A 12,831-nucleotide genomic window follows, 5' to 3' on the forward strand; every position below is an offset into this window, starting at 1 on the left:
CCTTTTCGTCCGCCGAGCACAAGCTTGCCTTTTAGGTCCTCCCACTTAAAGTCCGGCATTTCCTCACGGGCGACGAGGAAGTTTCCGGCCCGCTGCGTGAGCTGTGCGAAGTTCACGACATAGTCGTTGGCCCCTTCGTTGTACGTGTAGATAGAAGCCTCGGAACCCATGAAGCCGATATCTGCTTCACCGGAGAGCACGGCGGTCATCGTCTTGTCGGCGCCAAACCCTGTCACAAGATCCAGATTGATGCCTTCCTCCTTGAAATACCCTTCTTCGATGGCGATATACATCGGGGCATAAAAAATGGAATGTGCCACTTCGTTGAGCGTTACATCCACCGTTTTTTCTTCCTTTGTCTCTCCGGCAGTCTCGGCCGTGTCTTTCGTATCCTTATCCTCTTTGGCAGAGGAGCATGCGGCCAGCATGGACAGAGCCATGACGGCCACAAGCAGAACAGCAAGTAATCGCTTTTTCATAAAATACCTCCTTGATTGCTAATGGTATAATATATTCTGAAAATGCAGATACGTTACTGTGAATCATCGGAAGATGCCCCAACCTGGTTATAGACGTTTACTGCGTCCAGAATGTGGAACTGTTCCGTATCATGGGTCCCGGCGGCTTTGGCGGTCACGAGAATATATTCTTTTCCGTTGATGGCTGCCAGGCTTGCCAGACACAGTCCGGCTTCTTCCGTATATCCTGTCTTTCCTCCGAGGATCTCTCCGCCGGTAACTTTGGCGCTGGACATATATTCGAACATCGTACTGTAGAACGTGAAACCGTCCGGGTGCAGGTCCGATGGAAGGGTGCTGTGCTGGCTGCTCGTAAATGCCTCCCGGAAGTCGGCATTCTTCAGCGCATGCTTTAGAAGAACCGCTATATCTTCTACGGTAGAATAATGATTGCCGTCGTGCAGACCCGTGGAATTGCAGAAGTGCGTACTGTCCATCCCCAGTTCTTTTGCCTTCTCGTTCATCAGCTTCACAAATGCCTCTTCGGATCCGGCAATCCTTTCGGCAAACGTGAGACAGCATTCTGCACCGGAAGGGAGCAGGATGCCATATAGCAGATCTCTAAGCTGTACGCGCTCTCCGGGCTGGAAGCCGGCCATAGAAGCTTCTTTGGCATACAGTGTCGGGAAGATGCGGGTGGAGAGGGTGACGGTTTCATCCAGATTATCCGTCTTTTCCACTGCCAGCAATGCGGTCATTATCTTCGTGAGCGAAGCCGGATATATCCTGTCCTGGCTGCCGCGCGCTGCAACTGCCTTGCCGCTGTCCAGGTCGATGAGGATTGCATGGGGGCTGTACAGGTTGTCTAAATTGACGGACAGGGAAGGAGAAGCGCCGTCATAGGTGATATCCGTATCTGCCTTACGTTCTGACAGCAGAGGATATAATGTCTTCACGGCCAGAAATAGGGTGCACAAAAGGACTGCTGCTGCGGCCATCCCTGCAAAAGCACGGCGTCTGCGCCTTCTGCGCCGCATCTTCCGCCTTTTGTCCGGGAGCGGCCTTTTATGTTGTCTGTTGTTCATTTCATACACCTGCCTTTTCTCGTAATATAACTTTACCCATATTTATTTTACAGGACGCAACCTGTCGGTACTTTAAGATTCCACTGCTTAAATCCTAAGAAAAGGCTAAGGTGAGGGAGAGATTTTATTAATGGCAGGCAGGAAGAGAGAGGCAGAAGGTCGTCAGTTCATTTCTGCTCTCTACAGTAATATTTCCGCCGTGCAAAGTGACGATTTCTTTCGCGATGGCAAGTCCCAGTCCTGCTCCGCCTGCATTCGTAGTCCGGGCTTCGTCCAGACGGAAGAACTTTTCAAATATCGATTCCAGCTTCTGGACAGGTATCGTCTTTCCTTTATTGCGGAAAAATATAAGCGTTTCCTCCGCCCTTTCCTCGGCCCATATCTCGATTGCCGTATCGGGATAGCTGTAAGCTATCGCATTTTTTAATATGTTGTTGAATACCCGCGCAAGCTTTAAGGCATCGCCGTAAATGGTCATGTCCTCTCTGACGTTAAGATGGGCCGTGTTGCCGTGGGAGGTGAGCAGCGGATAGAATTCGTCCGTCATCTGGACGAGCATATAACAGAGGTCTATCGTTTCCTTTTCCAGCGCAATCTGCTGCAGATTATAGCGGGTGATTTCAAAGAATTCGTTGGTGAGCTTTTCTAGTCTCTGCGCCTTGTCTAAAGTGATTCTTACATATTTCTCTTTCTGGCTGCCGGGCATATCCGGAGCCTCGTCCAGAAGGCTCAGATATCCGATGACGGAGGTGAGCGGCGTCTTCAGGTCATGTGCCAGATACGTAATCAGGTCATTCTTGCGGGCGGCTTCTTCCTTCAGTATCTGCTCATGGCGCTGCATGGTGGATTTGATTTCAGCCATCTGTACGGAGAGCTCTGCATACTCCTTTGGAAATATTTCCGTAGTCTCTGCTTCCTTCATCATATAAACATGCAGGATGCGGCTGGCTTCTGTTATCGATTTTCTGACCTTGGCCCTCGCGTAGAGGTGAGAGGTCACGAGGACGCTGAGCAGCCAGAATGTGGCGGTAAGGATGAATATGGCAAGAAGCAGAGACTTTAACTTGGGCCATATAGGGCTGTAGGTAAGCGCATACTGTCCTGTTTCCGGGAGATATTCGTTCTGGATGAGCATATAGTTCTTTTCAAACCACTCTACAAAGGCTCCGTTCCATAGGTTGTCTATGAGATAGTAGATGATAAAGCACAAAGCAGGGATGACGGCCACGGCGAAAAGGATTCTGGCATATCGGAACGCGCCTGCCTTTAAAGAGATGTCAGTTTTCAATCTTGTATCCACACCCCCAGACTGTCTTTATATACTTTGGCTCCTCGAAGGAATCCCCCATCTTTTCCCGCAGGTGCCGTATATGGACGGTGATTGTATTGTTGCTCTTGCTGAAATATTCGTCATGCCAGATCTTGTGGAACAGTTCCTCGGAACTGACGACGGTCCCCTTCTTCCGGCACAGGATATGCAGAATAGAGAATTCAGTCGGGGTGAGGGACAGGGGCCTTTCATTCAGCGTACATTCATGGGTCCTGACATTGATGACGAGCCCGGAGTGGACGATGACATCCTCCTTTGGCCCTTCTTCCACGTTATACCGCTTGTACCTGCGCAGCTGTGCCTTCACCCGCGCTACCAGTTCCAAAGGCAGGAAGGGTTTTGTGATATAGTCGTCGGCACCTAAGGTCAATCCGGTAATCTTGTCGATCTCTCCGTCCTTCGCGGTCAGCATGATGACAGGGTAGCGGTGCTGCTCACGAATCTTCTGGCATATCTCCAACCCGCTTATATGAGGCATCATGATGTCCAGGATCGCCAAATCCAGCGTTTCGCTGCAGATACAGTCCAAGGCGTCTGAAGCGTTATAATATTTGAGTACGGTAAAATTTTCATTTTCAAGGTAGAGCGCGACAAGATCTGCAATCTCTCGTTCGTCATCTACAACTAATATTTTTTCTGACATAGTGTTCCGGCTCCTTTCCTTTCTATTTTATCAAGGGAAAATTGAGACTTTATGGAGATTCGCGCAAGATATTATTAAGATTTTCAGAACGGGGCACATATGTCCGCTGCAAGGCGCTTTGCCTGGCGGGTATCCGTAACTATAGAAAGAGCCGGAATCAGTTAGGGGATGTGAGATGATATCCCCGTACCTGATTCCGGCTCTTCCTGTATCAGCAGATCCCCTGCCGGCCTCGACATTATCCCCGCCCTTAAACAGTCCGGTCGTGGTTGATCTCTTTGAAGAACAGCCTGCGTATCTCGTCCCGGTCATGTGTCTGTCCGAGAATCCACATCATCTTCGCCACGATTGCCTCGGTCGTCATGTCGCCTGCCTGGAGGATGCCCGGATGTTCGCTGTATTTCTTTCCGACCTGGTACACGTTCAGATCGCAGCCTTCCTCCGGCACCTGGGTGGTGACGGCGAGGGTCTTGCCAGAATCCACCCATCCAAAGATAGCCTTTTCAAAGGAGTCGTCATATTCGGGAATGCCGCCGATGCCGAATGTTTCCAGGATGATGGCGTCATATCCGCCATCCAGCAGCCCGAAGAGGTCCGCCTTTACTTCCGGCGTGAGCTTCAGGACGAAGACACGGTCATTCAGGCGTGTATAGGTGACGAGATCTTCTTCCGACGGAAGGGGGCCCACATACTTGCGGACGATGTGGTCGTCGTGTATGACGGCCAGAAGCGGAAAGTTCATGCTCTCGAACGCGTCAAAGCTCCGGGTCCTCTGCTTGCGGCCTCTCGTCCCGGCGACGGCCTTGCCGTTGAACACGATAGAGACATTGCAGGAGCCGTCGTCAAGAGCATAGAGTATGCTCTGGTAGACGTTCAGCTTGGCATCGGTATACGGGTTGCCCATCGGCTTCTGTGAACCGGTGATGACGATGGGCTTCGGGGTGTTCTGGATGAGGTAGGAAAGGGCAGCGGCAGTATATGCCATCGTGTCGGTTCCGTGCAGGATTACAAAACCGTCGTAGCTGCCGTAGTGTTCCATGACGGCGTCGCGGATTTCCATCCACTGGCGCGGGCGCATGTTCGTGCTGTCGATGTTCATGAGCTGAAGAATGTCAAGCTCGCACTTATCTTCGATTCCGGGAACAAAAGAAGCCAGCTCTTCCCCGGTCATAGCCGGGGTCAGGCCGCCTGCTCCTTCTTTGGAGGCTATGGTGCCTCCGGTTGCTATCATAAGTATCTTTTTCATCATTTTTCAACCTCTCAATACATAGTCCATTTCTACCTTACCCTCGTTTAGAATATGTGTCAAGAGCCAAAACCTAACAGAGCACGATGACGCGCCGGGGCGTCGTCTGGGCAGGGATGCTCCTTGTCGAGGCGCTGTAGTATACGATCAGAAGCTGTCCGCCCAGGTCGCAGTTAAAACGCTGTCCGTTAGAGGTGACGACATCGGTCGTCCTTGTCATGTTCAGCTTAAGAGAGCCGTCCTCCGAAGTCAGGCTTTCGTCAAAATAGCCGGCGTACATATTCTCGCTCGGATTCTTGCGTCCGATGATGACCGCCCGGTACTGGGGCGGAAAGATAAGCGGTATAGCCAGGTTCGCATCATAGAATGCAATCACGTTCATTCCCGGCCGCAGACGTACTTCATTGATGACATAAGAGTCAGGGCCTACTACAAAGTTGGTGATGCCGTCGGAATTGCGGATAGAGACAAGCAGTTCACAGCAGTTATCACGCATGGATGTGATATTCTGTACAATCCCCGTTATGGGGACAAGATTCATATCAGCCATAATCAAACACTCCATTTTTGATTAATATATGCTGAGTTATTTTGTTTGTTCGTCTCCTTCTTCCTTCTTCAGATTCGATGCCTTCCCGTTTGGCGGCAGGAAGTGGTACAGGTCTTCGTAGGATTCCAGCTCGCCTACCGAGATGGGCTCGGATGGAATGAGCCCCGTGCAGTCCCAGGAAGAGGCTGCATTGGACAGATAGTCATAGGAGTCGATGAGGTGCTGGTTCTCTAAATCTTTTTTATCTTTCATAGTCAAGGATACCTCCTGTTTTACAATATTTGTGGAACGGTTCCGGCAAGGACGCGTGTACCTTGCCGGCTGAAGCTGTCTTTAGAATATGTAGAAAAAGAAATGCACATACTGTATATTATTTCCATGGCGGCCGCAGACGCGAGCGATGCTATATCTGCGGCAGCTTTTCCAAAAGACGCCGCGAGGATGAGATACTACGCCGCTTGAGGCAGGATGATCGACTTGTGGTAGAAAGAACAGGGAAAATATGGTAGTATGACATTGTATTATATAAAGTTATTTTAAACGAACAGGAGTTTTTTTATTATGGAAGAGCAGAATATTCATATAGCGATTGATACACATACCCATACGCTTGCAAGCGGACATGCTTACAATACGTTGCGTGAGATGGCCAAGATGGCGGCGGACAGAGGGCTTTCGGGGCTGGCGGTGACAGAGCATGCGCCAAAGATGCCGGGAACGTGCCACATATTTTATTTCCAGAATATGAGGGTCGTGCCGAGAAATATGTATGGCATAGAGCTTCTGATGGGAGTGGAGCTGAATGTCATGAACGGGACCGGCGAGGTGGATCTGCCGGAGTACCTGATTCGCGAGCTGGACCTGGCGATAGCGAGCATCCATGTGCCCTGCTATGAAGGGGAGCTTGACGAGAAGGAGATTACGCAGACATACATCAACGTGATGGAGAAGGACTATATCGACATCATTGGGCACCCGGACGACGGCAGGGTGCCGGTGGATTATGAGGTGCTCGCAAAAGAGGCGAAGCGGACAGGCACGCTGCTGGAGGTGAACAATTCCTCCCTGCGGCCGGGAGGATTCCGTCAGGATACGCATCACAATGCCGCCCGCATGCTCAGGCTGTGCAAGGAGTACGGGACGATGGTAGTGCTCGGATCGGACGCCCACATGGACGTGGACATCGCCAACTGCCGGTATTCCATGGAAGTGCTGAGGGAGGCTGCCTTCCCGGAAGAGCTCGTGGCTAATACCTCTCTGGAAAAATTCAGGGCTTGTCTAAAACGGAATAAAAAACTATAGACTTTACGAATTTAGTGTGCTAAAATGTAACAGTAATGAATTCTGTTACGAAGGAGATAATAGTATGAGTAAAAAGATCAGGACCGAAGCAGTAGACTATCTGTTTCGTGCTATACTAAGTCTGGAAGATAAAGAAGAGTGCTATACTTTTTTCGAGGATATCTGTACCATCAACGAGCTGCTGTCACTGTCGCAGCGCTTTGAGGTGGCAAAGATGCTGAGGGAACATAAGACCTATCTGGAAATCGCTGAAAAGACAGGGGCGTCCACCGCTACGATCAGCCGTGTGAACCGTTCCCTGAACTATGGAAATGACGGTTATGATATGGTGTTTGAGAGGATTAAGGAAGATAGATAAAAAAGAAATAGAGCGGTCCGCTCTATTTCTTTTTGTCCTGATTGCCCGGTTCGGGCAGTTCGTCTATCAGCTTTTCTATAATGAGCTTTTTGACATATACGTCGAAGCTCAGGCTGCATATGAACGAGAAGAGCTGCAGGTAATCCCTCTCTTCGCCTTCCTGCGCTTCTGAAAAACTTTCGGTAGCAGTCTTGTGCGTCCTGGCTACCTCTTTCTGAAGCGAGTCGATGCGCGCCTTCTCGGTCTGGCATATCTCTTCGTAGATAGAAGTAAGGCCGAAACTGCCACCGGCATCAAAATATTTTTCGGTAATCGGTGCCAGCAGAGTCTCTATATCCTTGATGGACAGGATGTTCTTAAAGTAGTAGATGAAGATAAGGACGAGAATGTGCTCTCTCGAATACTTCTTCTTCACCGGCGGCGGGAGAAGGTTGTTCTTCGCATAGTTGTTGATCATCGTCTTTGTCAGAATCTTGTCTTCAGGAAAGCGCTTCGTAGAGCTCAGCTCCTTTTCCATGAATGTAGTTACCTGGTCCATATATAATTCTATATTTGGAATGCTGTCAGGTCTCACATAGTCAATCCGCGAGATGCTGGATAAGATGCTGTTCAGCATATCTTTTGTATCAATCGTCATATTAGTATCACCCCAATATAGTCATTATATAGTATTAAAAACTATATGGCAAGTATTTTCTGATTCGTCCCCTTGACAGCCTGTGCTATGATTTAAGTAATAATAAAAAAGGAGCTGTGAGGTTATGTGCGGACGTTATTATGTAGACGACGAGATGGCCAGGGAGATAGAAAAAATTGTCAGGCAGCTGGACCGGAAGCTGCTCATAAAGGGAGAGATATATCCGGGGCAGAAGGCTTCGGTCATCGCCCGCGACGCAGGAGAGGCGGTGCTGCGGCAGATGGACTGGGGATATCCGGCACCACAGAACAAAGGGCTTGTCATCAACGCCAGAAGCGAGAGCGCCCTGCAGAAGCGGATGTTTTCCGAAAGCGTCATGAACCGCAGATGCGTCATCCCGGCGCGGCGGTTCTACGAGTGGGACAAAGATAAGAACAAGATCGCCTTTCAGCCGGAGGGGAAGACAGGGATGTTCCTCGCCGGATTCTGGAAACGCTTTTCAGAGGAAGACCATTTCATCATCCTCACGACGGATGCCAATGCCTCCGTCCGCCCCGTGCACAACAGGATGCCGCTCATTCTGGACGAGGAGAGGAGCAGGGCATGGCTGGAAGATGAGAAGAAGTATGAGCAGCTGCTCGGCCTGCAGCCGGATACCCCGCTGGAAAAAGAAGGGTTTATGCAGCAGAGCCTTCCATTTTAGGCTTTGGGGGCCGCCGGGAAGAAATTACCAGAGAAATCGAACGTAGGTTCTGATATACTTACAGTAAAAAGAAAGAGGTGTGAGTCATGTCAGAACAGATTATCTATCATATTGATGTAAACTCCGCCTTCCTTTCGTGGGAGGCGGTTTTTCGTCTTGGTTTCCTGGGAGCGTCCACGGACCTGCGGGACATACCATCAGCCATCGGCGGAGATATAAAGCAGAGGCACGGAATCATCCTTGCCAAGTCCATCCCCGCGAAAGCATATGGAATCAAGACAGGGGAATCGATACCGGAGGCAAGGCAGAAATGTCCGGGCCTGTATATCGCCCCGCCCAATTACGGGCTGTATGAGAAGTGCTCCCGGGCCTTTACCGATATCCTGAAAGAGTATACGCCGGCAGTGGAGCAGTACAGCATCGATGAGGTGTTCATGGATATGTCGGGCATGCAGAAGCTGTTCGGGAATCCGGTAAAAACGGCCTTCGATATCAAGGACCGTATCCGCAGGGAACTGGGCTTTACGGTGAATATCGGCATCTCGTCCAACAAGCTGCTGGCCAAGATGGCCTCGGACTTTAAGAAGCCTGACCGGGTGCACACCTTGTTCCCCGAAGAGATCAGGACGAAGATGTGGAAGCTGCCGGTAAACGACCTGTTTTTTGTCGGGCGGGCCACCGCAAAGAAGCTGCATAAGCTTGGCATATGCACGATTGGACAGCTGGCGGAGGCGGATCCGGAGCTGCTCCGGATACACCTGAAATCCCACGGGGACGTGATATGGAACTTTGCCAACGGAAGGGACTTCTCTATCGTGGAGCCTGAGCCCATACCGAACAAAGGCTACGGGAACAGCACGACGACGCCTTTCGACGTGACGGACGCGGCGGCGGCCAAGCTCGTGCTGCTTGCGCTGGCGGAGACGCTCGGGATGCGCCTTCGGAAGGACGGGGTAAAGATCCAGGTCATAAGCATCGGGATAAAGGACCGGGAATTTTGCCATGTGTCCCATCAGACCGTACTGCCCAACCCGACCAACATCACGAAAGAGATATATGAGGCGGCCTGCCGGCTGTTCGACGAACTGTGGGACTACGCGCCGATCCGGCATCTCGGCATACACACAGGCCGGGTTAAGGACGAAGGGGAGCTGAGGCAGCTGTCGCTGTTTGACGACAGGGACTATAAGAAGCTGGAACGGTGGGACAGGACGATTGACCGGGTGAGAGGGAGGTTCGGCATCGATGCGGTAAGGCGCGCGGCCTTCCTGGCGGTGCCGGAGATAGACCATCTGTCCGGAGGGGTGTCAAGAGAAAAACGGACGGTAGATTATGAGAAGCTTAAGATAGAGTAGGAGGGAGAACGATGGCTTTTGGAATCGGTATCAATACAGAAGCCCCGGACCGGGGACCTGTCCGGGGGAAACAGGAAGATATCGCCTGCGGGTGCTGGTTTACGAGCAGGGGAAACATGTTTCCGAAGTTTATCAAATATGAGGACGAGGACGGGGTAATCCGCTCCATATCGAATATCGAAGTGCTGTATTCGGAGAAGGAGAATTTCTGCGGCATCCCTATGATGTCATACGCGTGCCGGACGGTGGCGGAGGGGAGAGAATATTTCTTCACGCTGCTGTTCCATCAGACAGAGTGCAGATGGAAGATCGTCTGGAAGGGGACGGAGTAACAAGAGAATGATAAATATATTGACAGGCTAATGAACACTAGCTATAATGAAGACAGAGAAGCTAGTGTTCATTAGCCTGTTTTGGCAGAGGAGGAAATCATATGCGGGAAAATCAGCTGGAAGAATATTTGAGCAAGGGTGTGGAACGGATCGTGCAGGGAATACTGAGAGCATCGGGGGACAATCCGAAGGAGAGCCTGTTCCTGGCACGGTATGTGTCCTCAGGACGTGAGGCGGGCAGAAGGAGGGCCAGGCTCGAGGCGGCGGGAGAACATATCCCTCCGTTCCTGATTGCCAGCATTACAGATTCATGTAACCTCCACTGCAAGGGGTGTTACGCCAGGGCGAACGTAAGCTGTATGGACAGAGGCGAAGAACTGCAGATGTCCGCGGCGCGGTGGGGAGAGGTATTCTGCCAGGCGGAAGAGGCAGGTGTCGCATTTATCCTGCTTGCAGGCGGAGAGCCGCTTCTGCGCCGGGACGTGCTGGAGCAGGCCGGCCGGCACCGCAGGATACTGTTTCCTGTATTTACAAACGGGACGATGCTGGAGGAAGCGTATCTGAAGCTGTTTGGCAAGAACCGGAACCTCATACCCGTCCTCAGCATAGAAGGGAAGGAAAGGCTCACGGACGAACGGAGGGGAAGCGGCGTCTACGCTTCCCTGCAAAAGGCGATGAAGAGGATGAAAGAGGGCGGCATCCTGTTCGGCGCTTCGGTGACGGTCACAAGAGAGAACATGCAGGAAGTCCTGTCGGAGGAATTCACAGCACATCTGGCCCGCCAGGGATGTAAAGCCGTCATCTATGTGGAGTACGTACCCGCAGAGAAGGAGACGGAGCATCTGGCGCCGACAGACGCAGAGCGGGCATATATGGAGCGGCGTCTGGAGATGCTGAGGGAAGCCCAGAAAGAGCTGCTGTTCGTATCCTTCCCGGGAGATGAGAAGAGCTCCGGCGGCTGCCTGGCGGCGGGAAGGGGATTCTTCCATATCAATGCGAAGGGAGGGGCGGAACCGTGCCCGTTCTCCCCTTTCTCGGATACGAGCCTGTTACATACGAGCCTGCGTGAAGCGCTGAAGTCCCCGTTCTTCATCCGGCTGAGGGCAGAAGGGCTGCTGACGAAGGAGCATACCGGCGGATGCGTGCTGTTCGAGCAGGAGCAGTCTGTAAAAGGATGTCTGTGAGGAGGGAGCATATGGGAACAAAAGAGCGGATCATGGAAGAAGCGCTCAACCTGTTTTCTACAAGGGGGTATGAAGGGACGAGCGTGAAGAATATTGCGGAAGCTGTGGGAATAAAAGATAGCTCACTATACAAACACTATAAGAGTAAGAAAGAGATTTTTGATACGATCGTGCAGGAGATGTCCTCCAGGATGGCACACATGTCGCAGACGCTCGGTCTCCCGGACGAGACGGATATGGAACAGGCGGCCCGGGTATACGGCAATCTGACGACGGACGGCCTTATAAACCTGAGCCGGCAGATATTCCTGTTCTACCTGAAAGACGCTTTTGCGTCCCGGTTCCGCCGGATGCTGACGATTGAGCAGTACCGGACGAGAGATATATACGAGGTGTACCGGAAGATATTTATGGAAGACAGCATCACCTATCAGACAGCTTTATTTGCACAGATGACCCGGTGGGGCGTGCTAAGAGATGCCGATCCGGCTGCCATGGCTATGAACTTCTATGCACCGGTATTCTTCCTGCTGAACAAATATGACCAGGAGCCGGGGAGAGAAGAAGAGGCGCTTGGTGAGCTTAAGCGGCATGTGCGGGAGTTTGCGAGGATATATGCGCGGTCAGAGGAGAGGTAAATGATGCAGAAAAGACTTAAGACTTCGATGAAGGCTTCTGCCGCCATAGCCGCGGCCGCCGTGACTGACCTTGCGGTGATGCGGATATTCCTGAATATAGCGGTAGAGCGCAGATGCCGTTTTTTTAAAGGACAAAAGGGCAGGAAGAAGCCGTGCAGAGATGAGATCCGGCAGGGTATGGAATGGATGGAGCAGCAGAAGAGCGAAGCGGTTACGATAGAAAGCTTTGACGGGCTTAAGCTGAGAGGACATTATGTAAAAGCGAAAGAGGCCCGGCGGATCATGGTCATGTTCCACGGGTGGCGGGGGACGTGGAAGCGTGACTTCGGCGCCTGCGCGCGCGAACTGTACGAAGAAGGCTGCAGCCTTCTTCTCCCGGAGCAGCGGGCCCAGGGAGAGAGCGAAGGGACATACATGGGGTTCGGCATACTGGAGCGGCACGACTGCCATGCATGGCTTGACTGGGTGGAAAAGAATAACGGCAGCCATCTGCCCGTGTACCTCTACGGCGTGTCCATGGGAGCATCCACGGTACTCATGGCGGCAGGCGGCGCGCTCCCGGCATGCGTTAAGGGCATTATCGCCGACTGTGGATTCTCCTATCCGGACGATATGGTGCTGAACTTTGGACGGAAGCATTTCCGGCTCGTGGGAGTCCGCACGGTAAAGCGGCTGACACGGTGGTGCAGAAGGAAGGCAGGATTCGGGTTCGACGACTACTCCGTGCCGGAGGCGCTGAAGGACTGTGACATCCCCGTGCTGTTCATACACGGGAGAGCAGACACGTTCGTGCCGTGCGGCATGACCATCCAGAATTATGAGGCGTGCAGGGGGAGGAAGCGTCTTCTGCTCGTGGAAGGCGCGGACCACTGCGGCAGCTACCTGAAGGACCGTGAGGCATACATGGAGGCGGTGCGTTGGATCTGGGAGCAAAATGACGGGAACAAGGCAGAATAATGGAGCTGGTTTCAGAAAATGTGACGAAAATGAAACTTCTCCTTACATGAAGG

Annotated in this window: 16 protein-coding genes; 8 read left to right on the top strand and 8 right to left on the bottom strand. The window is 52.0% G+C overall.

Features of this window, described 5'->3' with window-relative positions:
- The 7 genes from HJV72_RS08500 to HJV72_RS08530 form a co-directional block, all read right to left on the bottom strand.
- The coding region (locus HJV72_RS08500) for an ABC transporter substrate-binding protein (RefSeq protein WP_208070253.1) at positions 1–479 on the bottom strand (479 nt) is incomplete at its 3' end.
- Between the two features lie 53 nt (positions 480–532).
- Complete coding sequence (locus HJV72_RS08505) at positions 533–1,543, bottom strand: D-alanyl-D-alanine carboxypeptidase family protein (RefSeq protein ID WP_243765583.1); 1,011 nt, start codon at positions 1,541–1,543, stop codon at positions 533–535.
- A 127-nt stretch (positions 1,544–1,670) separates the two neighbouring features.
- Positions 1,671–2,843: a sensor histidine kinase gene (locus HJV72_RS08510; protein WP_330618896.1), complete on the bottom strand. Its 1,173-nt coding sequence runs from the start codon at positions 2,841–2,843 to the stop codon at positions 1,671–1,673.
- A complete protein-coding gene (vanR, locus tag HJV72_RS08515; RefSeq protein WP_208070255.1) occupies positions 2,821–3,516 on the bottom strand; it encodes a VanR-ABDEGLN family response regulator transcription factor in 696 nt (231 codons plus the stop codon). Before vanR ends, HJV72_RS08510 begins: the two co-directional genes overlap by 23 nt.
- 250 nt (positions 3,517–3,766) lie before the next feature.
- Complete coding sequence (locus tag HJV72_RS08520; RefSeq protein WP_208070406.1) at positions 3,767–4,762, bottom strand: asparaginase; 996 nt, start codon at positions 4,760–4,762, stop codon at positions 3,767–3,769.
- Positions 4,763–4,835: 73 nt separating this feature from the next.
- The gene (locus tag HJV72_RS08525) at positions 4,836–5,312 is read right to left on the bottom strand and encodes a hypothetical protein (protein WP_208070257.1); all 477 of its coding nucleotides are present in this window, start codon (positions 5,310–5,312) and stop codon (positions 4,836–4,838) included.
- Positions 5,313–5,348: 36 nt separating this feature from the next.
- Positions 5,349–5,564 (bottom strand): hypothetical protein, encoded by a 216-nt coding sequence (locus HJV72_RS08530; RefSeq protein ID WP_066578379.1) that lies wholly within the window; start codon positions 5,562–5,564, stop codon positions 5,349–5,351.
- A 309-nt stretch (positions 5,565–5,873) separates the two neighbouring features.
- Here HJV72_RS08530 and HJV72_RS08535 point away from each other — a divergent pair, with 309 nt between their 5' ends.
- A complete protein-coding gene (locus HJV72_RS08535; RefSeq protein WP_243765584.1) occupies positions 5,874–6,614 on the top strand; it encodes a phosphatase in 741 nt (246 codons plus the stop codon).
- 64 nt (positions 6,615–6,678) lie between these two features.
- Complete coding sequence (locus tag HJV72_RS08540) at positions 6,679–6,972, top strand: YerC/YecD family TrpR-related protein (protein ID WP_049727453.1); 294 nt, start codon at positions 6,679–6,681, stop codon at positions 6,970–6,972.
- A gap of 22 nt (positions 6,973–6,994) precedes the next feature.
- Here the strand turns inward: HJV72_RS08540 and HJV72_RS08545 are convergent, their stop codons facing one another.
- The gene (locus HJV72_RS08545) at positions 6,995–7,609 is read right to left on the bottom strand and encodes a DUF1836 domain-containing protein (RefSeq protein WP_066578377.1); all 615 of its coding nucleotides are present in this window, start codon (positions 7,607–7,609) and stop codon (positions 6,995–6,997) included.
- Positions 7,610–7,733: 124 nt separating this feature from the next.
- Between HJV72_RS08545 and HJV72_RS08550 the strand changes: the two genes are divergently transcribed.
- The 6 genes from HJV72_RS08550 to HJV72_RS08575 all read left to right on the top strand — a co-directional run bounded on the left by HJV72_RS08550 (position 7,734) and on the right by HJV72_RS08575 (position 12,778).
- A complete protein-coding gene (locus HJV72_RS08550) occupies positions 7,734–8,312 on the top strand; it encodes an SOS response-associated peptidase (RefSeq protein WP_208070260.1) in 579 nt (192 codons plus the stop codon).
- Positions 8,313–8,398: 86 nt separating this feature from the next.
- Complete coding sequence (locus tag HJV72_RS08555; protein WP_208070261.1) at positions 8,399–9,667, top strand: DNA polymerase Y family protein; 1,269 nt, start codon at positions 8,399–8,401, stop codon at positions 9,665–9,667.
- Between the two features lie 11 nt (positions 9,668–9,678).
- Positions 9,679–9,999, top strand: a complete 321-nt coding sequence (locus tag HJV72_RS08560) for a hypothetical protein (RefSeq protein ID WP_049727457.1) — start codon at positions 9,679–9,681, stop codon at positions 9,997–9,999.
- A 101-nt stretch (positions 10,000–10,100) separates the two neighbouring features.
- Positions 10,101–11,183: a radical SAM protein gene (locus HJV72_RS08565; protein ID WP_208070263.1), complete on the top strand. Its 1,083-nt coding sequence runs from the start codon at positions 10,101–10,103 to the stop codon at positions 11,181–11,183.
- 11 nt (positions 11,184–11,194) lie between these two features.
- A complete protein-coding gene (locus HJV72_RS08570; protein WP_208070265.1) occupies positions 11,195–11,821 on the top strand; it encodes a TetR/AcrR family transcriptional regulator in 627 nt (208 codons plus the stop codon).
- Positions 11,822–12,778 (top strand): alpha/beta hydrolase, encoded by a 957-nt coding sequence (locus tag HJV72_RS08575; RefSeq protein WP_208070267.1) that lies wholly within the window; start codon positions 11,822–11,824, stop codon positions 12,776–12,778. It begins immediately after the preceding gene.
- Positions 12,779–12,831: the final 53 nt, after the last annotated feature.

Origin of the sequence: Extibacter sp. GGCC_0201 (assembly GCF_017566055.1) — a bacterium.
GTDB lineage: Bacteria > Bacillota > Clostridia > Lachnospirales > Lachnospiraceae > Extibacter.